The 24,265-nt window shown below is 71.4% G+C and carries 25 protein-coding genes; 15 read left to right on the plus strand and 10 right to left on the minus strand.

Features of this window, described 5'->3' with window-relative positions:
- Positions 1-19: 19 nt before the first annotated feature.
- Positions 20-901 carry an MmyB family transcriptional regulator gene (locus SGA01_RS20935; RefSeq protein ID WP_229917588.1) on the minus strand — a complete coding sequence of 294 codons (882 nt, stop codon included), beginning with the start codon at positions 899-901 and terminating at the stop codon, positions 20-22.
- Positions 902-1,011: 110 nt separating this feature from the next.
- On the opposite strand from SGA01_RS20935, the gene SGA01_RS20940 reads away from it, so the two are divergent.
- Complete coding sequence (locus SGA01_RS20940) at positions 1,012-2,451, plus strand: MFS transporter (protein ID WP_055643566.1); 1,440 nt, start codon at positions 1,012-1,014, stop codon at positions 2,449-2,451.
- Positions 2,452-2,503: 52 nt separating this feature from the next.
- Here SGA01_RS20940 and SGA01_RS20945 read toward each other — a convergent pair whose 3' ends face one another.
- Positions 2,504-2,695 (minus strand): DUF6243 family protein, encoded by a 192-nt coding sequence (locus SGA01_RS20945; RefSeq protein WP_055643565.1) that lies wholly within the window; start codon positions 2,693-2,695, stop codon positions 2,504-2,506.
- A gap of 279 nt (positions 2,696-2,974) precedes the next feature.
- On the opposite strand from SGA01_RS20945, the gene SGA01_RS20950 reads away from it, so the two are divergent.
- The 3 genes from SGA01_RS20950 (at position 2,975) to SGA01_RS20960 (ending at position 5,444) form a co-directional block, all read left to right on the plus strand.
- Positions 2,975-4,003 carry an aldo/keto reductase gene (locus SGA01_RS20950; protein WP_141297968.1) on the plus strand — a complete coding sequence of 343 codons (1,029 nt, stop codon included), beginning with the start codon at positions 2,975-2,977 and terminating at the stop codon, positions 4,001-4,003.
- Positions 4,004-4,047: 44 nt separating this feature from the next.
- On the plus strand, positions 4,048-4,638 hold the full coding sequence (locus SGA01_RS20955; RefSeq protein ID WP_141297969.1) for a TetR/AcrR family transcriptional regulator: 591 nt from the start codon (positions 4,048-4,050) through the stop codon (positions 4,636-4,638).
- A gap of 107 nt (positions 4,639-4,745) precedes the next feature.
- Positions 4,746-5,444 carry a VC0807 family protein gene (locus SGA01_RS20960; protein WP_141297970.1) on the plus strand — a complete coding sequence of 233 codons (699 nt, stop codon included), beginning with the start codon at positions 4,746-4,748 and terminating at the stop codon, positions 5,442-5,444.
- 70 nt (positions 5,445-5,514) lie between these two features.
- On the opposite strand, the gene SGA01_RS20965 is transcribed toward SGA01_RS20960, so the two are convergent.
- Positions 5,515-6,894, minus strand: coding sequence for a glycine--tRNA ligase (locus SGA01_RS20965; protein WP_141297971.1), 1,380 nt, complete (start codon positions 6,892-6,894; stop codon positions 5,515-5,517).
- A 233-nt stretch (positions 6,895-7,127) separates the two neighbouring features.
- On the opposite strand from SGA01_RS20965, the gene SGA01_RS20970 reads away from it, so the two are divergent.
- The 4 genes from SGA01_RS20970 (at position 7,128) to SGA01_RS20985 (ending at position 10,359) form a co-directional block, all read left to right on the plus strand.
- Positions 7,128-8,150: a metal ABC transporter solute-binding protein, Zn/Mn family gene (locus SGA01_RS20970; protein ID WP_141297972.1), complete on the plus strand. Its 1,023-nt coding sequence runs from the start codon at positions 7,128-7,130 to the stop codon at positions 8,148-8,150.
- Between the two features lie 26 nt (positions 8,151-8,176).
- A complete protein-coding gene (locus tag SGA01_RS20975; protein ID WP_141297973.1) occupies positions 8,177-8,944 on the plus strand; it encodes a metal ABC transporter ATP-binding protein in 768 nt (255 codons plus the stop codon).
- A gap of 30 nt (positions 8,945-8,974) precedes the next feature.
- Positions 8,975-9,868, plus strand: a complete 894-nt coding sequence (locus SGA01_RS20980) for a metal ABC transporter permease (RefSeq protein ID WP_055643558.1) — start codon at positions 8,975-8,977, stop codon at positions 9,866-9,868.
- Between the two features lie 80 nt (positions 9,869-9,948).
- The gene (locus SGA01_RS20985; protein WP_141297974.1) at positions 9,949-10,359 is read left to right on the plus strand and encodes a Fur family transcriptional regulator; all 411 of its coding nucleotides are present in this window, start codon (positions 9,949-9,951) and stop codon (positions 10,357-10,359) included.
- Between the two features lie 59 nt (positions 10,360-10,418).
- On the opposite strand, the gene SGA01_RS20990 is transcribed toward SGA01_RS20985, so the two are convergent.
- The 3 genes from SGA01_RS20990 to recO are packed head-to-tail and all read right to left on the minus strand — an operon-like array spanning position 10,419 to position 12,531.
- The gene (locus tag SGA01_RS20990; protein WP_141297975.1) at positions 10,419-10,928 is read right to left on the minus strand and encodes a YcxB family protein; all 510 of its coding nucleotides are present in this window, start codon (positions 10,926-10,928) and stop codon (positions 10,419-10,421) included.
- A 16-nt stretch (positions 10,929-10,944) separates the two neighbouring features.
- Positions 10,945-11,769 carry an isoprenyl transferase gene (locus tag SGA01_RS20995; RefSeq protein WP_141297976.1) on the minus strand — a complete coding sequence of 275 codons (825 nt, stop codon included), beginning with the start codon at positions 11,767-11,769 and terminating at the stop codon, positions 10,945-10,947.
- Positions 11,770-11,781: 12 nt separating this feature from the next.
- On the minus strand, positions 11,782-12,531 hold the full coding sequence (recO, locus tag SGA01_RS21000) for a DNA repair protein RecO (RefSeq protein ID WP_141297977.1): 750 nt from the start codon (positions 12,529-12,531) through the stop codon (positions 11,782-11,784).
- Between the two features lie 188 nt (positions 12,532-12,719).
- On the opposite strand from recO, the gene SGA01_RS21005 reads away from it, so the two are divergent.
- Positions 12,720-14,408: a CocE/NonD family hydrolase gene (locus SGA01_RS21005; protein WP_141297978.1), complete on the plus strand. Its 1,689-nt coding sequence runs from the start codon at positions 12,720-12,722 to the stop codon at positions 14,406-14,408.
- A 71-nt stretch (positions 14,409-14,479) separates the two neighbouring features.
- Here SGA01_RS21005 and SGA01_RS21010 read toward each other — a convergent pair whose 3' ends face one another.
- Positions 14,480-14,695 carry a hypothetical protein gene (locus SGA01_RS21010; RefSeq protein WP_055643552.1) on the minus strand — a complete coding sequence of 72 codons (216 nt, stop codon included), beginning with the start codon at positions 14,693-14,695 and terminating at the stop codon, positions 14,480-14,482.
- Positions 14,692-14,913 (minus strand): hypothetical protein, encoded by a 222-nt coding sequence (locus tag SGA01_RS21015; RefSeq protein WP_141297979.1) that lies wholly within the window; start codon positions 14,911-14,913, stop codon positions 14,692-14,694. The genes SGA01_RS21010 and SGA01_RS21015 overlap by 4 nt, the downstream gene beginning before the upstream one ends.
- Positions 14,914-15,045: 132 nt before the next feature.
- On the opposite strand from SGA01_RS21015, the gene SGA01_RS21020 reads away from it, so the two are divergent.
- The 6 genes from SGA01_RS21020 to SGA01_RS21045 all read left to right on the plus strand — a co-directional run bounded on the left by SGA01_RS21020 (position 15,046) and on the right by SGA01_RS21045 (position 21,896).
- On the plus strand, positions 15,046-15,879 hold the full coding sequence (locus SGA01_RS21020; RefSeq protein ID WP_141297980.1) for a helix-turn-helix domain-containing protein: 834 nt from the start codon (positions 15,046-15,048) through the stop codon (positions 15,877-15,879).
- A complete protein-coding gene (locus SGA01_RS21025) occupies positions 15,861-16,061 on the plus strand; it encodes a DUF397 domain-containing protein (RefSeq protein ID WP_141297981.1) in 201 nt (66 codons plus the stop codon). The genes SGA01_RS21020 and SGA01_RS21025 overlap by 19 nt, the downstream gene beginning before the upstream one ends.
- A 40-nt stretch (positions 16,062-16,101) precedes the next feature.
- Positions 16,102-16,914, plus strand: coding sequence for a hypothetical protein (locus SGA01_RS21030; protein WP_141297982.1), 813 nt, complete (start codon positions 16,102-16,104; stop codon positions 16,912-16,914).
- Between the two features lie 153 nt (positions 16,915-17,067).
- A complete protein-coding gene (locus tag SGA01_RS21035; RefSeq protein WP_141297983.1) occupies positions 17,068-18,438 on the plus strand; it encodes an FAD-dependent oxidoreductase in 1,371 nt (456 codons plus the stop codon).
- Positions 18,439-18,498: 60 nt separating this feature from the next.
- On the plus strand, positions 18,499-20,271 hold the full coding sequence (locus tag SGA01_RS21040; protein ID WP_141297984.1) for a LuxR family transcriptional regulator: 1,773 nt from the start codon (positions 18,499-18,501) through the stop codon (positions 20,269-20,271).
- A 251-nt stretch (positions 20,272-20,522) separates the two neighbouring features.
- Positions 20,523-21,896 carry an FAD-binding oxidoreductase gene (locus tag SGA01_RS21045; protein ID WP_141297985.1) on the plus strand — a complete coding sequence of 458 codons (1,374 nt, stop codon included), beginning with the start codon at positions 20,523-20,525 and terminating at the stop codon, positions 21,894-21,896.
- A gap of 4 nt (positions 21,897-21,900) precedes the next feature.
- Here SGA01_RS21045 and SGA01_RS21050 read toward each other — a convergent pair whose 3' ends face one another.
- Positions 21,901-22,593: a TerB family tellurite resistance protein gene (locus SGA01_RS21050; protein ID WP_055643543.1), complete on the minus strand. Its 693-nt coding sequence runs from the start codon at positions 22,591-22,593 to the stop codon at positions 21,901-21,903.
- A gap of 131 nt (positions 22,594-22,724) precedes the next feature.
- Complete coding sequence (locus SGA01_RS21055; protein ID WP_141297986.1) at positions 22,725-24,131, minus strand: choice-of-anchor A family protein; 1,407 nt, start codon at positions 24,129-24,131, stop codon at positions 22,725-22,727.
- Positions 24,132-24,265 lie beyond the last annotated feature (134 nt).

The following is a 24,265-nucleotide window of genomic DNA, read 5'->3' on the forward strand; positions in this document are numbered from 1 at the left end:
TATCCGCGCATGCCGGAGCTCACACGCGCGCGGCTCCCGCTCCCTCGGTCACCAGGGCGAGAAGCCGCTCGACGCCCGCCCGGGTCGCCTCGTCCACGGGGACGTACGTCACGAGGCACGGCCCGGAGGTCGGGCCGAGCCACAGGTTGGTGTGCTCGAAGCGGAGCACACCGACGAGGGCGTTGTGGATGACCTTGGTGCGCCCGCCCGGGGCGACCACGTCGTGCCGGGCCCAGATCTCCCGGAACTCGGGCGAGGCCCCTTCGAGCCGCTGGACGAGCGCCTTCCAGGCGGGCTCCGCCAGGTGCTCGGCCATGGCGGCGCGGAGCTTCCCGGCGAGGATGGGGAGGAGGTCCGGCAGATCGGTGGCGGCGGCCCGGAAGTCCCGGTCGGTGAAGGCCAGCCAGAGGGAGTTGCGGTCCTCGCGGGGCAGGGCGTCCAGGTCGCGGAAGAGCCGGCCGAAGGTGCGGTTGTACGCGAGGAAGTCGAACCTGCTGTTCTGGACGGCGGCGGGCAGCGGTTCCAGCTGGTCGAGCATCTTCCGCAGCGCGGGGGTGACGGCCGGGGAGGTCGTCCCGGGGTGCGGATCGGACTGCCCGGCGAGCGCGAAGAGGTGGGTCCGCTCGGTCGGGTCGAGGAGCAGCGCGTCGGCGAGGGCGTCGAGGACCTGCGGGGAGACCTGGATGTCGCGGGCCTGCTCCAGCCAGGTGTACCAGGTGACGCCGACGGCGGAGAGGTGCGCGACCTCCTCGCGGCGCAGGCCGGGGGTCCGGCGGCGGCGGCCTCTCGGGAGGCCGACCTGTTCGGGGGTGATGCGCTCGCGGCGGCTGCGCAGGAAGGCGGCGAGCTCGTGCCGCCGGGCCCCGGGCGAAGCCGCGGCCTCCACGACGGGCATCGTCATGATCGTCACGCCTCCAGGGTGCCGGGTCGGCCGGCCGGTTGCCAGGTAGCGGTTGTACCAGGATAAGAAGACTCTGGTACCAGGCTGAGCGCGGGCGGATCGTCGACCGTGTGACTACGACCTCCACCTCTGCCAGAGCCGCTGCGCCGGCCGTCGGCCACGGCCCCGCTGCGCTCGGCCCGCTGGGCCTGTTCACCGTCCTCCTCGGCGCCGCGCTGCCGCTGATCGACTTCTTCATCGTCAACGTCGCCCTGCCGTCCATCGGCCGGGACCTGGCAGCCGGTCCTTCGCTCCTCGAACTGGTCGTGGCCGGGTACGGCCTGTCGTACGCCGTCCTCCTCGTCCTCGGCGGACGCCTCGGCGACCTCTTCGGACGCCGCCGCCTCTTCCTCCTCGGCATGACCGCCTTCGGCCTGACCTCGCTGGCCTGCGGGCTCGCGCCGGACGCGTGGACGCTCGTCGGGGCCCGGGTGGCCCAGGGCGCCGCGGCGGCGCTGATGCTGCCGCAGGTCCTCGCGACCATCCACGCCTCGACGGAGGGACCGCGCCGGGCGAAGGCGCTGAGCCTCTACGGGGCGACCGCCGGCCTGTCGATGGTGACCGGTCAGATCCTGGGCGGCGTCCTCGTCGCCGCCGACCTCGCGGGCTCGGGCTGGCGGTCGGTCTTCCTGGTGAACGTGCCGGTGGCGGTCGCGGGCCTGCTGCTCGCCCTGCGGACCGTGCCGGAGACCCGTTCGGACCGCCCGGCCCCGGTCGACGTCCGCGGCACCCTGCTCCTCGCGGTCGCGCTGCTCAGCCTGCTCGCCCCGCTGACGGAGGGCCGGACGGCCGGGTGGCCGGTGTGGACCTGGGTCTCGCTCGCCGTGTTCCCGTGCGCGGCGGCCGCCTTCTGGCGGGTGGAGCGGCGGGCGGAGGCCCGGGGCGACACCCCGCTGGTCCCGCCGAGCCTGCTCGACCTGGTCCCGCTGCGGCGCGGGCTGCTCCTGGTCCTGCCGCTGTCGGGGGGCTTCGGCGGCTTCATGTTCGTGATCGCGGTGGCGCTCCAGCAGGGCCTGGGCCTGGGGGCGGTGGCCTCGGGTCTCGCGCTCGTCCCGATGGCGGTGGCCTTCTTCGGGGCCTCGCTGGCGGGCCCCCGGTTCGTACGGCGCTGGGGCACCCGGGTGGTTCCGGCGGGCGCCCTGCTCCAGGCCCTCGGCTTGGGGCTGCTCGCCCTGACGGCCTGGCGCTCCTGGCCGGACCTGTCGGTGGGAAGCCTGCTTCCCGGCATGGCGCTCGCGGGACTCGGGCAGGGCCTCCAGCTTCCGGTGCTCTTCCGGGTGGTGCTCTCGGAGGTGCCGCAGGAGCAGGCGGGCGTGGGCAGCGGTGTCCTGGTGACGACCCAGCAGGCGGCGCTGACCCTGGGCGTCGCCACCCTCGGCACGCTCTTCCTGAGCCTGTCCGCCTCCGGCCCGGACTCGGGGACGGCCCTGACGGTGACGCTCCTCCTCCAGCTCGCGACGGCGCTCCTGACCGCGGTGCTCGCGCTGCGGCTGCCGAAGCGGGTGGGATGAGGAAAGGGCCCGGGGTGTTCACCACCCCGGGCCCCTCGTCACTCGGTGACCGCTACTCCTGGCCGGTCTCGGCGCTCTGGGCTCCCTGCGCGCGCTCGCGCATCTTCCTCAGGAGCTCCTGCTTCTGCTCGTCGGCGGTGCGGCGGACGGTGCCGCGGCTCCGTCCGGTGCCGTGCTGGTCGGCGCGGGACAGCTTCTTCCGCTGTCCGCCGACGCCGAGGAGGTCGTTTCGGCTCTTGCCCATGGGGGTTCTCCCAATCAGTGAGGTGTGCGGTGGTCGGTCGGCCTGTGCGGCGCGCTCACTCGTAGATCTGGAAGAACAGAGACATGCCGCCGACGCTACCTCGGCACCACGGCGTCGGCACCCGTTTTTGCCCCCACGCCCTCCCTGCCCTCCCCCTGTCCGCCCCCTCTCCACCCCTCAACGAATGACAGATATTGAAATCTGTCATCGGTCATGTCATGGTTGTCCTGTCACACCTCCCCACCGGGACTCCCTCCACACCCCTCCCAGGAGACCGCCATGACCACCACCACCCACCGCCCCGTCCCCACCCGCCCGCTCGGCACCACCGGCCCCGCGGTCTCCGCCCTCGGCCTCGGCTGCATGGGCATGTCCGCGCTGTACGGGGAGAGCGACCGCGCCGAGTCGATCGCCACGATCCACGCCGCCCTGGACGCCGGGGTGACGCTGCTCGACACGGGCGACTTCTACGGGATGGGGCACAACGAACTCCTGATCGCCGAAGCCCTCCGCAGCGCCCCCGCCGCCGCCCGCGAGCAGGCCCTGACCAGCGTGAAGTTCGGCGCCCTGCGCACGGTCGAGGGCGGCTTCACCGGATACGACGGCCGTCCGGCCGCGGTGAAGAACTTCGCGGCGTACTCGCTCCAGCGCCTCGGCACGGACCACATCGACATCTACCGGATCGCCCGCGTCGACCCCGACGTCCCGATCGAGGAGACCGTCGGCGCCATCGCCGAGCTGGTCGAGGCGGGGCACGTCCGGCACATCGGCCTCTCCGAGGTCGGCGCGGACACCCTGCGCAGGGCGGCGGCGGTGGCCCCGATCGCGGACCTCCAGATCGAGTACTCGCTGATCTCCCGCTCCATCGAGGAGAAGATCCTCCCGACCGCGCGCGAGCTGGGCATCGGGATCACGGCGTACGGAGTGCTGTCGCGCGGCCTGATCAGCGGCCACTTCACCCGGGACCGGGAGCTGGCGCCGGGCGACTTCCGGGGCATGAGCCCGCGCTTCCAGGGCGAGAACCTCGGCCGGAACCTGGACCTGGTGGACCGGCTGAGGGCCCTCGCCGAGACGAAGGGCGTCACGGTCGCCCAGACGGCGATCGCCTGGGTCCTGGCCCAGGGCGCGGACATCGTCCCGCTGGTCGGCGCCCGGCGCCGGGACCGGCTCGCGGAGGCGCTCGGCGCCCTGGACGTCACACTCGACGCCGCCGACCTCGCGGCCATCGAGGAGGCCGTCCCGGCGGGCGCCGCGGCCGGCGAGCGCTACCCGGCCGCACAGATGGCCCACCTGGACAGCGAGCACTGACCGGTGCCCCCGGGGTCCCGACGACTGACGGGTACTGTCATTCCATGGCCGCCACCGAGACCCTGACCGCCGAGCGCATCCTCGAAGCCACCGAGGAGGTGCTCCGGCGCTACGGCCCCGCGAAGGCGACCGTCGTCGACGTGGCCCGGGTGCTCGGCGTCAGCCACGGCAGCGTCTACCGCCACTTCCGTACGAAGGCGGCCCTCCGCGAGGCGGTCACCGAGCGGTGGCTGGAGCGGACGATCGTCGCGCTGCGGCCGTACGCCGAGGGCCGGGAGCCCGCGGACGAGCGGCTCACCGGCTGGCTCACGGCTCTCTTCGCCCTGAAGCGCCGCAAGGCGGGCGGCGACCCGGAGCTGATGGCCACCTTCCAGGTCCTGATCGGCGAGAACAGCGCGGTGGTCGACCGCCACGAGGACCATCTCGTCGAGCAGATCGCCCGGATCCTGGCGGACGGCCGCGACGAGGGCCTGTTCGCCGCCCCGGAGCGGGACGCCACGGCGACGGCCCGCGCGGTCTTCGACGCCACGGACCGCTTCCACAACCCGGCCCACGCCGCCGACTGGTCGGCCCCGGACATCGAGGTCGCCTTCACGGCGGTCGTCTCCCTGGTGCAGCGGGCCCTGCGGGCCTGACAAGCAGGACCTTTTGAAGATCACTTGGCTCGGAGTTTCCCCTTTCGTGTCCGGTGCCTCACTAGCGTTCTCCCGCACTTCGACCGCAGAGGCTTCCAGGGGGAACCATGTCCGCACCCACACCGCCGGCCCGCTCGGGCGCCGCCTCCGCGATCGGCTGGGTCCTCACCATCGGCCTCAACGTGGTCGCGCCGATCCTCACGTACAACACCCTGACCGAGAACCACGGCTGGTCCGAGTTCTCCGCCCTGCTCGCCGGGAGCGTCTGGCCGGTCCTGGACAGCGCGATCATGGTCGCCTGGCGGCGCAAGCTCGACGAGTTCGCCGTCGTCACCCTGGTCTTCCTGGCGATCACGGCACTCGTCTCGCTGATCGGCGCGCACACCGCCCGCGCGCTGCTGATCAAGGACTCGGGTGTGACGGGCCTGTTCGGCCTGCTCTGCCTGGTCACGCTCCTGGCCCCGCGCCCGCTGATGTTCTACTTCGGCCGGAAGTTCGCGACCGACGGCACCCCGGCGAGCACGGCCTGGTGGAACGGCATGTGGCAGTACGAGGGTTTTCGCTCCACCATGCGCACGATGACGCTGGTGTGGGGCGTGGCGTACGTCGTCGAGGCGCTGGTCCGGATCGCCCTCGCGTACGCACTGCCGACGAAGACCATGGTCACGCTCAGCCCGCTCATGATCTACGGAGTCCTCGGCGCCCTGGGCGTGTGGACGGCCTGGTTCGGCAAGCGCCGTGCGGCCGAGGGCGCCCGGCGCCAGGCGGAGGCCGAGGCCGAGGCGGCGGCCGCTGCGGCCGCCTGACCGCACGTACGGGAAAGCCCCCGGTTCCGACATCCGGAACCGGGGGCTTCGCCGTACGCGATCAGGCAGTTCAGCAGCCGAGCAGGCGGCTGCCCAGGTAGCTCTGGATCTGGTCGAGCGAGACGCGCTCCTGCTTCATGGTGTCGCGCTCGCGCACCGTCACCGCGTTGTCGTCGAGGGTGTCGAAGTCGACGGTCACGCAGAACGGGGTGCCGATCTCGTCCTGGCGACGGTAGCGGCGGCCGATGGCGCCGGCGTCGTCGAACTCGATGTTCCAGTTCTGGCGCAGGTCGGCCGCGAGGCCCTTGGCCTTCGGCGAGAGCTGCGGGTTGCGCGAGAGCGGCAGGACCGCGACCTTGATCGGGGCCAGGCGGTGGTCGAGGCGCAGGACCGTGCGCTTCTCCATGACGCCCTTGGCGTTCGGGGCCTCGTCCTCGATGTACGCGTCGAGGAGGAAGGCCAGCATCGCGCGGCCGACACCGGCGGCAGGCTCGATGACGTACGGCGTGTAGCGCTCGCCGGACTCCTGCTCCAGGAAGGTGAGGTTGGCGCCGGAGGCCTTGGAGTGCGCGTTCAGGTCGTAGTCGGTGCGGTTGGCGACGCCCTCGAGCTCGCCCCACTCGCTGCCGCCGAACGAGAAGCGGTACTCGATGTCGGCGGTGCGCTTCGAGTAGTGGGAGAGCTTCTCCTTCGGGTGCTCGAACCAGCGCATGTTCTCCTCACGGAGACCCAGGCCCGTGTACCAGTTCCAGCGCTGCTCCATCCAGTATTCCTGCCACTGCTCGTCCTCGCCCGGCTTGACGAAGAACTCCATCTCCATCTGCTCGAACTCGCGCGTGCGGAAGATGAAGTTGCCCGGAGTGATCTCGTTCCGGAAGGACTTGCCCATCTGCGCGATGCCGAACGGCGGCTTCTTGCGCGAGGTGGTCTGCACCTGGGCGAAGTTGGTGAAGATGCCCTGGGCGGTCTCGGGACGCAGGTACGCGACGGAGCCGGTGTCCTGGGTCGGGCCGAGGTGCGTGGCGAGCAGGCCGGAGAACTGCTTGGGCTCCGTGAAGGTGCCCTTGTTGCCGCAGTTGGGGCAGTTGAGGTCGGTGAGGCTCTCGGGGAGACGACCGTGCTTCTCCTCGAACGCCTCCTCCAGGTGGTCGGCGCGGTAGCGCTTGTGGCAGGAGGTGCACTCGGTCAGCGGGTCGGTGAAGGTGGCGACGTGACCCGACGCCTCCCAGACCTCGGTGGCCAGGATGACCGACGAGTCGATACCGACGACGTCCTCGCGCGCGGTGACCATGTAACGCCACCACTGACGCTTAAGGTTCTCCTTCAGCTCGACACCCAGCGGTCCGTAGTCCCAGGCGGCGCGCTGGCCACCGTAGATCTCGCTGCACGGGTAGACGAAGCCACGGCGCTTGCTCAGGCTGACGATGGTGTCGATCTTGTCGGCGGCCACGGTGCTCTCTTCATTACGACGACGAAGTGCGAATGCCACAGGTTACCGGCGCCCGTACCCCCCGCATCAAATCGGTTCGGTGCCAGGAGCCCTGGGAGGGGCCGGGGAGGGACCGTGAAGGGGCCTGGGAGGGACCGGGGAGAGGCACGGGGAGGGACCGGAGAGGGCGGCGTGGGCCGGACCACACATACGACAATTGACAATCGTTTCCAGTTTTGTTGAAAATGAGTGTCATGAACGTACGTCGACTGATACCCGCCACCGCCGTCACCGGAGCCGTCGCGCTCGGGCTCGTCTCCCTGTCCGCCTGCGCCGGAACGTCCGACGCCGCCGACAAGGGGAGCAGCGGCAAGCTGGACGTGGTCGCGTCGTTCTACCCCATGCAGTACCTGGCCGAGCAGATAGGCGGCGGTCACGTCGCCGTGAACACGCTCACCAAGCCCGGCGTCGAACCCCACGACCTGGAGCTCAAGCCGCGGCAGATCGGCGAGCTCGGCGAGGCCGACGTCATCCTCTACCTCAAGGGCATCCAGCCCGCCGTCGACGACGCCATAGCCCAGGCCGGCGTCAAGAACACCGTCGACGCCGCCACCCTCACGAAGCTCGAGGCGCACGGCGACGAGGTCGGCCACGAGCACCACGAGGGCGAGTCCGCCGAGGAGCACGCCGCACACGGCGAGGAGCACGGCGCCGAGGAAGCGGGCCACGAAGGCCACGACCACGCCACCGAGGCCGGCACCGACCCGCACATCTGGCTCGACCCGGTGAAGTACGCCGAGGTCGCCAAGGGCGTCGGCGCCGCCCTGGAGAAGGCCGACCCGGCCCACGCCGCGGACTACGCGAAGAACACCGACGCCCTGGTGAAGAAGCTCGGCGATCTGGACAGCGCCTTCGAGACGGGCCTGAAGAACACCACCACGAAGACCTTCATCACCACCCACTCCGCCTTCGGCTACCTCGCCGAGCGGTACGGCCTGGAGCAGGAGGGCATCACCGGCATCGACCCCGAGTCCGAGCCGAGCCCCGCCCGCATCAAGGAACTCCAGGACATCGCGAAGAAGGACAAGGTCTCCACCGTCTTCTTCGAGACCCTCGCGAGCGACAAGACCGCGAAGACCCTCGCGGGCGACACCGGTCTCACGACCGACGTGCTCGACCCGCTGGAGGGAATCACGGACAAGTCCCAGGGCGATGACTACATCGAGGTCATGCAGTCCAACCTCGCCGCGCTGAAGAAGGCCCTCGGCGCCAAGTGACCACAGCTCAGCAGGAGGTACGCGCCATGACAGCCCGGGAATCCGTCATTTCCGTCCGCGGAGCCACGGCGACCCTCGGTGCCCGGCCCGTCCTCCGGGGCGTCGACCTCACCGTCCACCGCGGTGAGGTCGTCGCCCTGCTCGGCGCCAACGGCTCCGGCAAGTCCACCGCCGTCCGCTCCGTCATCGGCCAGGTGCCGCTGACCGGCGGCCGGATCGAGCTGTTCGGCACGGAGCAGAAGCGGTTCCGCGACTGGGCCCGCGTCGGCTACGTACCGCAGCGCACCACCGCGGCGAGCGGTGTCCCCGCCACGATCCGCGAGGTCGTCGCCTCCGGCCGGCTCTCCCGCCGCCGGTTCGGCTGGCTGACGAAGGCCGACAAGGCCGCCGTCGAAGCGGCCATCGACCTCGTCGGTCTCTCCGACCGCGCCAAGGACTCCGTCTCCGCGCTCTCCGGCGGCCAGCACCAGCGCGTCCTGATCGCCCGTGCGCTCGCCTCCGAGCCCGAGCTGCTGATCATGGACGAGCCGATGGCCGGCGTGGACCTCGCGAGCCAGGAGATCCTGGCGTCGACGCTGCGCGAGCAGGTCGCGGGCGGCACCTCCGTCCTCCTCGTCCTGCACGAGCTGGGCCCGCTGGAGCCGCTGATCGACCGGGCGGTCGTCCTGCGCGACGGCTGTGTCGTCCACGACGGCCCGCCGCCCGAGGCCGTCGGGCAGCACGCGCTCCCCGGCCACGACCACGTCCATCCGCACGCGGCCGGTGAGCCGCTCCGTACGGGTCTGCTGACCTGAGACAGCCGACTCTAGGAAGCTGACCTGATCATGGAAATGCTCGATCTCGCCTTCATGCAGCGCGCGCTCCTCGCGGCCGTGCTCGTCGGCATCACCGCGCCCGCCGTCGGCATCTACCTCGTCCAGCGCCGCCAGGCGCTGATGGGCGACGGCATCGGCCACGTCGCCATGACCGGCGTCGGTCTCGGCTTCCTGCTGAACTCCAGCCCGGTCTGGATGGCGACCCTGGTCGCCGTCGTCGGCTCGGTCGCCATGGAGCTGATCCGGGCGTACGGGAAGACCCGCGGCGACCTCGCGCTCGCGCTGCTCTTCTACGGCGGCATGGCCGGCGGCGTCCTGCTGATCAACCTCTCGCCGACCGGCTCCAACGCCAACCTCAGCTCGTACCTCTTCGGCTCGCTCTCCACGGTCTCGTCCGAGGACATCACCGCGATCGCGATCCTCGCGGCCTTCGTGGTCCTGGTCACGGTCGGCCTGCGCCGCCAGCTCTTCGCCGTCAGCCAGGACGAGGAGTTCGCCCGGGTCACCGGCCTGCCGGTGCGCGCCCTGAACCTGCTCATCGCGGTCACGGCCGCGGTGACGGTCACGGTCGCGATGCGGGTCGTGGGCCTGCTGCTCGTCAGCGCGCTCATGGTGGTGCCGGTGGCGGCGGCCCAGCAGCTGTCGAAGTCCTTCCGCACGACCTTCGTCCTCGCCGTGGCGACCGGCATCACGGTCACCCTGGCGGGCACGGCCACCTCGTACTACCAGGACGTCCCGCCGGGCGCGACGATCGTCCTGTACGCGATCGGTGTCTTCGTCCTCCTGACGCTCCTGGCCACCCCGCTCGCCAAGCGGCGGGCCCGGGCCGCCGAGGCGGGCGCGGAGAGCTGCGACGCACCGCTTCCGCCGCGGCCGCGGACGAGCGACGACGTGCAGGTCTGACCGGGGCCACGCGGGCTGGCCGCGGGCACACGGGGGGCTGGCAGAATGGCGGGGGCAGACAAGCATTCAAGGAGGCCCTCGTGGTGACGGCAGGACCCCCCGTACGAGGCCGCTCGACCAAGCAGCGGGCCGCCGTGTCGGCGGCGCTGAACGAGGTGGACGAGTTCCGCAGCGCCCAGGAGCTGCACGACATGCTCAAGCACCGCGGCGACTCGGTCGGCCTCACCACCGTCTACCGGACGCTCCAGTCCCTCGCGGACGCCGGCGAGGTCGACGCGCTGCGCACGAGCGACGGCGAGACGGTCTACCGCCGCTGCTCGACCGGCGATCACCACCACCATCTGGTCTGCCGTGTCTGCGGCAAGGCCGTGGAGGTGGAGGGCCCGATGGTGGAGCAGTGGGCCGAGACGATCGCCTCGGAGCACGGCTTCGTGAACGTGGCGCACACGGTCGAGATCTTCGGCACGTGCGCGGAGTGCGCCGCGAAGTGAGCTGACGTACGAAGAAGGGCCCGCACCGAATCGCTTCGGTGCGGGCCCTTCTTCGTACGTCACATGCGGGCGGCGTTCCGGTCCAGGACCGTACGGAGCCGGTCCACGTCGGCGGGGTCGGCGAAGGCCCGCTTGGGCAGCGCGCCCACGCCCGCGCCGCTCTTGTCTGCGGAGAGCAGGACGAACTGGGTCGGCGTCTCGGCGTACCGGGCCATCAGCTGCCAGCGGCCCACGACCTCGCTCTGGCCGGTCACCCAGCGGACCCCCGTCTCGTCGACGCTCGCCCGGTGCTCCCCCTGCCGCTCGATCATCGGGAACATCAGCCGGGCGACGAGCCGCGGCATCGCGGGCACGAGGACGGCTGCGACGAGGCCGAGCGACACCATCAGCGCCAGCGGCCCCGTCTCCGCCCCGCCGGGGCCGGTCATCATCAGGCCGACGGTCAGGAACGCCAGCACGGCCGCGGCCGGCAGCACCCACCGCAGCCACCGGAACAGGCCGTACCGCAGCTGCACCCGCACCGCGTCGACGAGGTCCTCGCGCGTCGGCGTGTACACGACCTCCATCACGTCCCCCCGCTCCCGCTCAGGCCTTTTCGAGGACGGCCAGGTCCGCCGGGTCGACGCCGCCGAAGCGGCGGTCGCGGGACGCGTACTCGACGCAGGCGCGCCACAGGTCTCGGCGGTCGAAGTCCGGCCACAGCACGTCCTGGAAGACCATCTCGGCGTACGCGCTCTGCCAGATCAGGTAGTTGGAGGTGCGCTGCTCGCCGCTGGGCCGCAGGAAGAGGTCCACGTCCGGCATGTCCGGGTAGTACAGGTACTTCTGGATGGTCTTCTCGGTGATCTTCGCCGGGTCGAGCTTGCCGGCCTTCACGTCCTCCGCCATCGCCTGCGCCGCGTCCGTGAGCTCCGCGCGACCGCCGTAGTTCATGCAGAAGTAGAGCGTGAGCTTGGTGTTGTCCTTGGTCTGCTCCTGCGCGACCTGGAGCTCCTTGGCCACCGACTTCCACAGCTTGGGCATCCGGCCGACCCAGCGCACCCTGATGCCGAGCTCGTCGAGCTGGTCGCGGGTCTTGCGGATGAAGTCGCGGTTGAAGTTCATGAGGAAGCGCACCTCCTCGGGCGAGCGCTTCCAGTTCTCGGTGGAGAAGGCGTAGAGCGAGATCGATCCGACGCCCATCTCGATCGCACCCTGGAGCACGTCGAGCACCTGCTCGGCGCCCACCTTGTGGCCCTCGGTGCGGGGCAGGCCGCGCTCCTTGGCCCAGCGGCCGTTGCCGTCCATGACGATCGCGACGTGCTCCGGGACGAGCTCGGACTGGAGCTTCGGCGGGCGGGCACCGGAGGGGTGCGGCTCGGGGGTCGTGTACTCCCGGCGCTGGCGACCGAGCAGTCGTGCGATGGCCATGGGTGGTCTCTCCTAGCTCTTTTCTACATACCGCAGGGAGCGCAGGCCGCGCTCCAGGTGCCAGTGCAGATAGGCGGACACGAGTCCGCTGCCCTCTCTGACGTGACGCGGCTCGCACGCGTCCGCCGTCGCCCAGTCGCCGGTGAGCAGCGCGCTGAGCAGGCCGATGGCCTCCGCAGAGGGTACGACGCTTCCGGGCACCCGGCAGTCGCCGCATATGACCCCGCCCGCTCCGACCGAAAAGAACCGGTTCGGCCCGGGGAGTCCGCATTTCGCGCAGTCGTCGAAGCTGGGCGCGTAGCCGTTCACGGCGAGCGAGCGGAGGAGGAAGGCGTCGAGGATGAGGTGGGGTGCGTGCTCGCCCCTGGCGAGCGTCCGCAGGCCCCCGACCAGCAGCAGGTACTGCTGCACGGCGGGTTCGCCCTCGTGGTCGGTGAACCGTTCCGCCGTCTCCAGCATGGCCGTGCCGGCGGTGTACCGGGCGTAGTCGGTGACGATCCCGCCGCCGTACGCGGCGATCGTCTCGCTCTGCGTGCAGAGCGGCAGCCCGCGTCCGACCAGCTCACTCCCCCGGGCGAAGAACTGCACGTCCACGTGCGAGAACGGTTCGAGCCGCGCCCCGAACTTCGACTTCGTCCGCCGCACCCCGCGCGCGACGGCGCGTACGCGCCCGTGACCGCGCGTGAGGATCGTGATGATGCGGTCCGCTTCACCCAGCTTCTGGGTGCGCAGCACGATGCCGTCGTCGCGGAACAGACTCATGCGGCCCATTCTCCCGTACGGGAGAAACCCTCCGGACCGATTACCGGTACGAGACCTTCCAGGGTTTGAAGCGCACCGGTCACTCGAACGAGCGGTCGGGGCCGTTCTCTCCCCTGCGGGGATCACCGCACGGAGATCCTGGCGCTGTCACTTCGACACCACCCCTGCCATGGAAGGCGGCAACAGCCATGTCCGTTGACGACTACTCGGAGAACCCGTTCGCACTCAGCGCCGACGACGCCGCCAAGCTGGACGCGATCGAGCAGGCGTTACTCGACCCGTCGCCGCGTCGCATCGGCCGGCTCGATCAGTGGGGCCTGGCCGACACCTACGAGGTGCACGCGGAGATCGCCGAGTACCGGCAGCTCTCGATCGCCATGGCGGACGGGACGATGATCGACGCGTCGCTGAGCCTGCCGCGCAACCTCGCGCCCGGACAGACCTGTCCCGCGATCCTGATGCCCGCCCCGCTGAACGACCTCGGCCACCGGGCCTACCTCCCCATGATCCCGCGCTGGGCCCTCGGCGGCTACGCCGTCCTGGCCTACAGCCAGCGCGGCCTGGCCAAGTCCACGGGCGAGATCCACGTCGCCGGACCCCAGGACGTGGCCGACGCCACCGAGATCGTCAACTCGCTGATCCAGATCGAGGGCATCGACCCGGAGCGGATCGGCTGCTTCGGCGCCTCCTACGGCGCCGGTACGAGCCTGCTGGCCGCCGCGAACGACCTGCGGATCAAGGCCGTGGTCGGCACCAGCGCCTGGACCGACCTCTTCGCCTCGCTGTACGAGAACGGCACCCGGCACCTGGCGGCCTTCGAGGCGCTGGTGAAGCTGTTCAAGGAAGAACGGTGCTCGGCGGAGTTCAAGGGCATCATCCAGAAGATCCGCGGCAACATCATCGACGACGAGGTCAGGAAGTTCGCCGGGGACCGGTCGCCTAAGAACCACCTCCAGGCGTACAACGACCGCCAGGTCCCGATCCTGATGACCACCGCCTGGCACGAGACGATCTTCTCCGTGCCGGCCGTCATCGACACGTTCAACGACCTCACCGGGCCCAAGTCGCTGCTCGTCCAGATCGGCGACCACGGCAACAGCGAGCTCCCCGGCCTCCTGGGGCTCGTGTCCAAGCCCACGGAGATGGCCTACCGGTGGATGGACCACCACCTCGGCGGCACCGCCGGCGACGGAGCCCAGCCGCAGTTCGGGGTCCGCTCGGAGTACATGCACAACCTCCTGTCCGACCTCCGCCACGAAGACTGGCAGAGCTACGCCCTGCCCAAGAAGCGGTTCCACCTCGCGGACGCCGCCGCCGGTGAGCGCGACGGGCGGATGGCCGAGGGCACGCCTCACCAGGGCTGGACCCGCTCCGTCAAGGTCGCCGTCCACGACACCGAAGCCGTCGTCGCCCCGAAGCTGATCCAGACCGGCCTCGCCGAGCGGGCGGGCCTCCCCCACGTCTACAAGACCGCGGACATCGACCGCGGCCTCGCCGCGATCTGGACCACCGCGCCGCTGCCGCAGGCCATGCGCGTCCAGGGCGAGCTGGAGCTGCGGGTGACCCTGACGCCGCAGGCGCCGGACGCCACGATCGTGGCCTACCTGATGGACTGCGACCCGGCCACCGGCACGGCCAACATCATCACGAACGCGCCCTGCACGGTCACCAACGAGGAGCCCGGCCAGGCCACGACGGTGACCTTCCCCCTCCAGCCGGCCCACTACGTCCTGCGCAAGGGCCACCAGCTCCAGCTGATCATCGACACCCACGACCAGTTCTACGCCGGCGCCAACCGCGCGCCGTCCAGCATCGACCTCACCTCCCCGCAGGGCAGCGAGTCGTACCTCGACATCCCGCTCAGCACCCTGTCGTAGCCCCCGCACGAGGAACGCCCGGCCGGAGGTCCCCTCCCGGCCGGGCGTTCCGCGTTCCGCGTCGGGCGCTCTCAGGGCACCTCGCCACGGCTCCGCGCGTTCACGTGGGCCGTGGCGGCGCTCAGCCGCTCGGACGAGGTCGCCTCGCGCACGCCCTCGGGCTCCACGTCCCACTCGCGCCCGCCGCCGAGCGGGCGGATCTGGACGTAGGGCCCTTCGTGCCCCATGACTCTTCCGACCCGTCCGGTGCGGATCTCCACGACGTACGACCCGATGGGCAGTGTCATGTCCTGTTCTCCTCCCCCGGCAGTAGGGCGGCGGCGATGAGCCGCGCCGTTTCCGCCGTGCAGCATCCCAATTCGACGAGCGGCCTCGGGGGGTCGGCGGCGAGGGTGACGACGTCGAGCCCGAGCGAGGGAAGAGTGATTCCCGCCCTCGCGAGCGCCTCGCGCAATTCCGTCACTGCCTCTTGCGTGGCTTCGATGGCCCCCGTGGTCGTCTTCATGATGTCTTCCTTCACCAACGTATGCCTTTCTGAATCCATTTCCCGCTTCGCCTCACCAGGGTGGGCCCGGATCCGTAGAATCGGCAGATGCGCAGGTCGTACAACTGCGGCGTAGGGTTGGGGAGTTAATCCATGGCCAAGGGCAAGCAGGACGAGGCTTGGGAGTTCTTCGGGGAGCTCCTCAAGGAGCGCCGGGAAGCTGCGGGGCTCTCGCAGAGCGAGCTGGGCAGACGGGTGTTCGTTTCTGGCGGATACATCGGACTATTCGAGCAGGGAATTCGAAAGCCCCAGCTGGACGTGGCCGAGCGGCTCGACGAGGTGCTACAAACCGGCGGTATTTTCGAACGAACGTGGCGCAAACTCATCGACAAGTCGCCGTACGCTTCCTATTTTCAGGCCACTGCCGACCTGGAGGACATCGCCACAAAGATCTGCGAGTTCGAGTCCACCGCCATCCCAGGTCTCCTCCAGACACCGGCGTACGCAGAGGCCGTCATCCACGCAAGCAACCCGCTCGCCACCGACGAGTACGTCGCAGACACGGTCAAGGGCCGGATAAGGCGCTCCGCGATTCTCAAGGACGCCACAAGGCCCATGTACTGGGTGATCCTGCACGAAACGGCCTTGCGCATCCCGGTGGGTGGACCGGCGGTCATGGCCGAGCAACTGGACCACCTCGTGGCCCAGGCACGCGCGCGCGTGGTCCTGATCCAAGTGCTGCCGTACGCAGCGGGCGCCTACCCTCAGATGGGCAAGCCGCTCAAGCTCATGGAGTTCGCGGACGCTCCCCCAACCGCCTATACAGAGGCGGTGTATTCGGGAAATCTGCTGGACGATCCGGCGGTGGTGAAGCGCGCGCAGGGCACCTACGATCTGCTCAGGGCCGCCGCTCTGTCGCCGGAGGCGTCCCTGGCCCTGGTCGAATCGGCGGCGGAGGACTACAGACGATGCGCGCGTACGACCTGAGCAACGCCCGCTGGCGCAAGAGCTCCTACAGCGACGGCGACGGCGGCAACTGTGTCGAGGTCCTCGACGACGTCCCCGGCGTCGTCCCCGTCCGCGACAGCAAGAACCCCACCGGCCCCGCCCTCCTCGTCCCGGCCGCCGCCTGGTCCGCCTTCGTCACCGGTATCACCGCCTGCGACTGAGCGACTTCACGGACCGTCAGCGCGCCCCTACGATCGCGCCATGTCGATCACGCCGTCCATACCCGCCATCAGAGGCCCCCAGGGCACCGGCCTGCGCGCCGAGGGCGATGCCCTGCTCCTGCGTCGCCCCCAGGAGGAGATGCACATCCCCCTGAAGGCCATCGGGCGTGTCCGCGCCGAGGGGCGGGCCGTCGCCATCGAGCTGACCGCCGCCGCCGGGGCCGTACCGGCGGTCCACCGGTACGAGGACGTGGACGAGGCCGCCGCGACGGCGTTCGCCGAAGCCGTGAACGCGGCCCTGCCGGAGGAGAAGGAGGCGGTGGACGGCACCCGGTACCTCTCGGGCAACCGCCTGACCGACCTGCACGTGACGAAGCTCTTCCGCCGGCTCAAGCGGGCGGCGCTCTACGGCGCCCTCGTGATCGTCGCCCTGTGCGTGCTCCTGATCGCCACCGGCCACGCGGTCGCCGGCGTCGCGATGATTCCGGGCGGTGCTTTCGCGCTGTTCTTCCTGGTGATCGGCTCGGGGGCCGGCTACCCCTCGTACGAGGAGTGGCATCTGCGCAAGCGCGGTGTCACGGTCGCCGCCGAGCAGGTCCCGGGCGAGCCGGGCATGTACGTCTACGTCGACCCCGTCGGGCTGCACCGCACCGTGCGGAAGTTCGCCGGCACCTGGACCATCGATGTCGCCTACGATCCGCAGGACCCGGGGCGTGTGGTCGTCCTCCGGTCGCGGGGCCGGCGGTGGCTGGACATCGGCCTGGTGGCGTCGGGGATCGGCATCGGCCTGCTCGCCGCGGCCGGGGTGCTCACGGTCGCGGTCCTCGGGTTCCTCGGCATGAGCGGCCTCTGACCCCCACCCCCTATAGGACCCCCTATAGACCCCATAAGTTCGCCTTATGAGTCCATAGACCGGGCCCGGGTACCACTTTGCGCGTGTTGTTATTTAGGGTGACCTAAGTGTCGGCGGCTCCGCCGCCACCTCGCTTGCGAAGGGAATCCCGTCATGCCCCGCCCCCTCCGGGTCGCGATCGTCGGCGCCGGCCCCGCCGGAATCTACGCCGCCGATGCGCTGCTGAAGTCCGAGGTCGCCGCCGAACCGGGCGTGTCCATCGATCTCTTCGAGCGGATGCCGGCCCCCTTCGGCCTCATCCGCTACGGCGTCGCCCCCGACCACCCGCGGATCAAGGGCATCGTCAACGCCCTCCACCAGGTCCTCGACAAGCCGCAGGTCCGCCTCTTCGGCAACGTGAACTACGGCACCGACGTCCACCTCGACGACCTGCGCTCCTTCTACGACGCGGTGGTCTTCTCCACCGGCGCCATGTTCGACCGCGAGCTCCGCATACCGGGCGTCGAGCTCGACGGTTCGTACGGCGCCGCCGACTTCGCCTCCTGGTACGACGGCCACCCGGACGTCCCGCGGACCTGGCCCCTGGAGGCCGAGAAGGTCGCGGTCCTCGGCGTCGGCAACGTGGCGCTCGACATCGCGCGCATCCTCGCCAAGACGGCGGACGAGCTCCTCCCGACCGAGATCCCGGCCAACGTCTACTACGGCCTCAAGGTCAACAAGGCCGTCGAGATCCACGTCTTCGGCCGTCGTGGCCCGGCCCAGGCCAAGTTCAGCCCCATGGAGCTGCGCGAGCTGGACCACTCCCCCACCATCGAGGTCATCGTCAACCCCGAGGACATCGACTACGACGAGGGCTCGATCGCCGAGCGGCGCAAGAACAAGCAGACCGACATGGTCGCGAAGACCCTGGAGAAATGGGCGATCCGCGACGTCGGCGACCGCCCCCACAAGCTCTTCCTGCACTTCTTCGAGTCGCCGGTCGAGATCCTCGGCGAGGACGGCCAGGTCGTCGGTCTCCGCACCGAGCGCACCGAGCTCGACGGCACCGGCAACGTCAAGGGCACCGGCGCCACCACCGACTGGGACGTCTCCGCCGTCTACCGCGCGGTCGGCTACCTCTCCGACGAGCTCCCGAAGATCCCGTGGGACACCACGACCGGCACCATCCCCGACCAGGGCGGCCGCGTGATCGAGGAGTCCGGCGAGCACATGGCCTCCACGTACTGCACCGGCTGGATCCGGCGCGGCCCCGTCGGCCTCATCGGCCACACCAAGGGCGACGCCAACGAGACCGTCGCGAACCTCCTGGACGACTTCGCGAACGGCCGTCTGCTGACGCCCGAGACCCCTGAGACGGACGCGGTCGTGTCCTTCCTGGAGGGCAAGGGCATCACGTACACGACGTGGGAGGGCTGGTACGCCCTGGACGCCGCCGAGAAGGCGCTCGGCGAGCCGCAGGGCCGCGAGCGCGTGAAGATCGTCGAGCGCGAGGACATGCTGCGCGCGAGCGGCGCCATCCAGTAGTCACGCGAGCCTTCGCCTCTTCCCGGTCCTACCCTGAAAGGACCGGGAAGAGGCGAAGCCATGTCCGCACCCACTCTCCACCCAGCGCACACCGCCGACGCGGTCGAGCGCGCCCGGGACGCGGCCGAGCGGGAGTCCTGGGCCGAGGCGTACGCGCTGCTGCACGCCCACGACCTGCACCCCTCCCGCGCGCTGACCGCCGACGACCTGTCCGTCCTCGCCGACGCCGCCTGGTGGTCGGGGCACATCGACGAGTCCGTCACCGCCCGCCTCCGCGCCCACGCCGCCTTCCTCGCGGCCGGTGACCACCGGGGCGCCGGGCTCGCCGCCTGGTGGCTGCACTACGAGTACCGCAGCCTCGGGCGGCCCGCCGCCGCGGCCGGCTGGCTCCACCGCTCCCGGCACCACCTGGAGGACCAGCCGCCCTGCCCGGAGCAGTGCTTCCTGGCCTGGACGGACGCCGAGGAGGCCGAGCAGCACGGCGACCGGGCCGCCGCTCTCGCCGCGGCCCGCCGGATGACCCGCCTCGCGCTCCGCTCCGCAAGCCCCGACCTCGTCGCCCTCAGCCGCCAGGCCGAGTCCGCCGTCCTCCTCGCGAACGGCCGCAGGACCGAGGCGCTCGCCCTCCTCGACGACGCGATGTGCGCGGTCACCGCCGGCGAGCTGAGCGGCGTCTTCACGGGCTGGCTGTACTGCCTGGCCCTCACCCAGTGCATGGAGGCCGCGGACTTCGGCCGGGCCGTGGAGTGGACGAACGCGGCGATGGAGTGGTGCGGGCCCCCGTGGACGGGCCGCCCGCCGGAAGCGGTGCCGGGGGCCACGTCGGAGACCGGTCCCGAGAGCGGGCCCGCGAGCCTGACCACGCCCGCCGCCAGGGCCGTGGCCTCCGGCGAGAACCCCTTCCGGGGCGTCTGCCGGGCCCACCGCGTCGAGGTCCTCGACCTCCTCGGCACCTGGGCGCTCGCTGAGGAGGAGGCGCGGCAGGCGTGCCGGGAGGTGCCGGTGGACTGCCTGGAGTCGGCCGCCGCCGCGTTCTACGCCGCCGGGGACGTCCAGCGGCGGCAGGGCCGCCTCGACGAGGCCGCCGTGTCGTACGCGCACGCCCATGAGCTGGGCAGGATCCCGCAGCCGGGGCTCGCGCTGCTGCGCCTCGCGCAGGGCAGGGCGGACGCGGCCGTCGCGGGCGTCGACCTCGCCCTCGCCTGCCAGAGCGACCCGCGCCACGACCTCCTGGGCCGGGCCCGGCTGCTCGCCGCCCGCACGGAGGTGGCGCTCGCCGTCCGGGACGTGCCGGGCGCCTCCAAGGCCGCTCGGGAGCTGGACGCGCTGGCCGGGGACGTACCGCTGCTGCGGGCGACGGCCGACACGGCCCTGGGCGCGGTCGCCCTGGCCGAGGCCCGGTCCGGCCCCGCGCTGCGGCTGCTGCGGCAGGCGCTCGCCGGCTGGCTGGAGCTCCGCGTCCCGTACGAGGCCGCGCAGGTGCGGATGCTGCTGGCGGCGGCCGACCGGACGGTGGGCGACGAGGAGGCGGCGCGGCTGGAGCTGGCGGCCGCGCGGACGGTCTTCGAGCGTCTCGGGGCCGTACCGGACGCCCGGCGCGCGGCGGCGCTGCTCTCCGGCGGGAAGCGGCGGCGGCTGCCGGGCGGGCTCACGGCCCGCGAGGCGGAGGTCCTGCGGCTGGTCGCCGGGGGCGGCACGAACAAGGACATCGCCCAGGCGCTCGTGATCAGCGAGCACACGGTCTCCCGGCACCTGAACAACATCTTCGCCAAACTGGGCGTGGGCTCCCGAGCCGCCGCGACCGGTTACGCGTACGCCCACGACCTGGTCTGACCGCGCCCGCCCACCCGCCTCGACGCGCACCCCGTGCGCTGTACAGCCGGTGCGGGTCCAGGCGCAGAGGGCGGAGGCGCCCGCAACGGCGCCGTCCCGTGTGCCCACCCTCCCCCAGAGGGGGACCCCCAGCCCAGCGGGACGATTGCCCACACGGGGGGGGGTGGGCCGAACCGCCCATGCCGTTCCCACCCCACCCATGGGCCTTTCCGGCGATGCGCGCCCCGGAGGCAGCGGGCTACACCGGAAGCATGACCACCACGACCAACCCCCTGGACACGCTCCGCGGTGCCGTGCGCGGCACCGTCGTGACCCGTGGCGACCCCTCGTACGACGAGTCCCGCCGGGTCTACAACGCCCTGCACGACCGCCACCCGGCCGTCGTCGTCCACGCCGTGGACGCCGGTGACGTCATGGCGGCGGTGCTCCACGCCCGGGAGCACTCCCTCCCGCTCGCCGTGCGCGGCGGCTCCCACTCGGTCGCCGGTTTCGGCACCGTGGACGACGGCCTCGTGGTCGACCTGTCCCGCATGCGGGGCATCCGGGTCGACCCGGAGGCGCGCACGGCCCGGGCCGAGGGCGGTGCCACCTGGGGCGACTTCAACCACGCCACCCACGCCTTCGGTCTCGCCACCACCGGCGGGGTCGTCTCGACGACCGGTATCGCCGGCCTGACGCTCGGCGGCGGCATGGGGCATCTGGCCCGCCGCTGCGGCCTGAGCTGCGACAACCTGATCGCGGCGGACGTCGTGACCGCCGAGGGCACGCTCGTCTCCTGCGACGCCGAGCGGCATCCGGACCTCTTCTGGGCGCTGCGCGGCGGCGGCGGGAACTTCGGGGTCGCCGTCTCGCTCGCGTACCGGCTGCACCCGGTCTCGGACGTCTTCGCCGGCCTGACCTGCTACCCGCTCGGCCCGGACGTGGTCCGCGCCTGGCAGCGGATGAACGAGGACGCGCCGGTCGAGCTCAACACGATCCTCGTGCTCGCGCTCGGCCCCGAGGAGCCGTTCCTGCCGGAGCGCTGGCACGGCCGCCCGATCTGCGCCGCGTTCACCTGCTTCAGCGGCCCGACGGCGGACGACGAGAAGGTCCTCGGCCTCCTCGACGGGCTCGGACCGGTCGTCGGCCGGTTCATGGAGCGGATGCCGTACCCGGTGATCAACACCCTCTTCGACGAGCAGCTGCCGCCGGGGCTCTTCCACTACTGGAAGGGCGCGTTCAGCCGTGATCTCCCGGACGGCGCGATCGACGCCCACATGGAGTACGGCGGGACGATGCCGTCGATGGAGTCGGACACCGCGATCTTCCCGATCGACGGGGCCTGCCACGAGGTGGGGCCGGAGGAGACCGCGTTCGCCTACCGGGACGCCGTCTTCTCGCACTCCATCGGCGCGACCTGGTCGACCGGCACGGCGGACGCGGAGGCGAACATCGCCTGGACCCGCGCCTACGAGAAGGCGCTGCGCCCGCACACCGGGGAGGGCGGGTACGTGAACTTCATGGACAGCGACGACCAGGACCGGGTGCGGGTCAACTACCGGCAGAACTTCGACCGGCTGCGTACGGTCAAGCGCCGGTACGACCCCGACAACGTGTTCCGGCTCAACCAGAACATCGTGCCCTAGGGCCCTAGGAGACGGTGCGGGCCGAGGCGAGGAGGCGGACGGTGTCGTCGGGCGCGAGTGCGAGCGCGTTCCCGACGGTCCCGAGGACCTCCATCTCGGTCGGGCTGTAGACGCCGTCGGCGAGGGCGATACGGGCGGCCTGGAGCAGGATCGACTCCCGCCCGGCGGGCGCCAGGTGCGGGGTGAGCGGCTCCAGGGCCTCGTGGAGTTCGATCGCGAGGAGGCTGCCCTCGGGGTTCACCTCGGGCATGAAGCGCCCGGTGTCGGCCTCCAGGGCCTCGACGAGGTCGACGAGCTGGACGGCCGTGCACTCGGCGAAGCCGGCGGACCGGACCGCGCTCACGGCCCGGTCGAGGACCGCGCGGGAATCCGTACCGCCGGCCGCGAGCACGGCCAGGGCGACGGTGTGCACGCCGTCCCGGAGCATGGCCGAGAAGCGGCTCGTCGTGGGGCGGTCGAGGACCTCCGTGCCGAAGTGCGTGTGACAGGCCGCGCACTCGACGACGGGGCCCGTACAGCCCCTGGGCAGGACCGGGACGCCCAGGACGGCGAACCTGCGGCGGCCGGTGCGCCGCCGGTAGTTCCGGTCGCCGCCGCACTCCTCGCAGAAGAACTCGCCGTCTCCGACCGTGTTCCAGGAGGTGCGGATTCCGCAGACGCCCACTTTCCCACCACGTGAATTCCGGGCAGACCGCACACGCACCTCCTCAACGGCCCGGCTGCACTGCCGGCGTTGGCGTGATGTTAGCCACATCCTTGATGTGGCGTCAGCACCCCGTCAGCAGATCGCCGTGGAGATGGCCGAGACACGACACCGTCCGCGGGCCCTCAGGAGGCGCGGCGGCGACGCTTTGCGAAGGCCAGGAAGCCTCCGCCGACGAGGACCGCGGCCGCGGCGGCGGCGATCGTGCCGGGTCCGATGGCCGAACCGGTCGTCGCGAGATCACCCTCCGGGGTGGCGGACGGCGCGGGGGTCGAGCCGGCCGGGGCGGTGGTGGCCTCGCCGGGCGTCGACGGGGAGACGGAGCCCTCGGGGGTCCCGGCGCTCTCGGCGGGCGTCGACGGCGACGCGGAGGTCTCGGGGGTCTCCGGGGACTCGGAGGCGCCCGGGGTCGCGGGGGCCGTGGGCGTCCCGCCGCCCTCGCTCGGGGTCGGCTCGGGGGTCGCGGGCGGGGTGGGGACGGGCGTCTCGGTCGGCGTGGGCGGCTCGGGGGTGACGACGGGGCCGGGCGCGGTCTCCTTCGGGAGGCAGCCGCCGAAGTTCATCTGGTGGGTCTCGGCGCCGGGGACGGTGACGAGCTCCTCGGCGACGACGGAGCCGTTGACGTGGCCCGGGCCGATGTTCGCGCCGCCCATCTCGACCTTGGCGTTCGGCGCGAGGATCGTGCCCGGCCAGGAGGTGTAGTTCTTCTTCACGCTCTCGGCCTGCGGGAAGTTCCACAGCAGCTTGGAGCGGATCTGCCGGTGCTCCTCGCTCGCCAGGGCGTAGTCGTCGATGACCGGGGCCGTACCGTCCGCGCCCTGGTAGTAGACGCCGTAGGTGGCGTTCTTGCTCATGTCGTACGAGGCGCCGAGGACGTTCACGAGGGTGGAGGAGCCGGCCGGGACCTTGAGCGTGATCGCCCGGGCCTTCTCCAGGTCGGCGGCGTCCACCGCGAAGACGTTGAGCTCGGTGTCCGCGCCGGTGAGGAAGAGGCCCTGGGAGCCCTTGTCGCCGGCGACCGTGCCGTTGGGCGTGGTCGCCGCCCAGCCGGTGGAGAGCGCGCGCAGCTCCGCGAACTCCTTGCCGAAGTCGATCGGGGAGGTCGCGGAGGCGCCCTTCGCGTGCGAGCCGTCGACGGCGAAGCCGGCGCCCTTCACGGAGCGGTCGTCGAGCGATCCGTACACGCCGGAGCCCTTGTTGATCACGACCTGGTTGGCATGGAGGGTGCCGCCGACGACGAGGCTGTGGCCGCCGGGCAGCTTGGCGAGGTCGGCGCCGGTGAGCTTGTGGCCGATGGAGAAGCCCTGGCCGACCTTCGCGTCACCGAAGTACGCGTCGCCGCCGACCGCGACCGCGCCCTCGGAGTCCGAGTAGCGGGTGGAGTCCTTCTCGACGAACTCGGCGTAGAGCCCGGCCGTGCCGAGCGGATTCGTCACGCACGACGTGGCGGGGGCGGCGGAGGCGGCGGGGGCCCAGGCGAGGGCGGTGCCGGTCACCGCGAGAACAGCGGCCACGGCAGCGGTCGTGCGCATGCGAAACTCCAGGTCAGGGAGGTGCGAAGGGGGCGCGTGGGGGGAGTGTCCAAGGGAACGAGCCGACCTTCCGCCATTCCCCGATGTGCCGTCAACTCACCTGATATGACGCCGATTCCGACATGACGTCGTGA

Origin of the sequence: Streptomyces gardneri, from assembly GCF_006539185.1 — a bacterium.
GTDB classification, from domain to species: Bacteria; Actinomycetota; Actinomycetes; order Streptomycetales; family Streptomycetaceae; genus Streptomyces; species Streptomyces gardneri.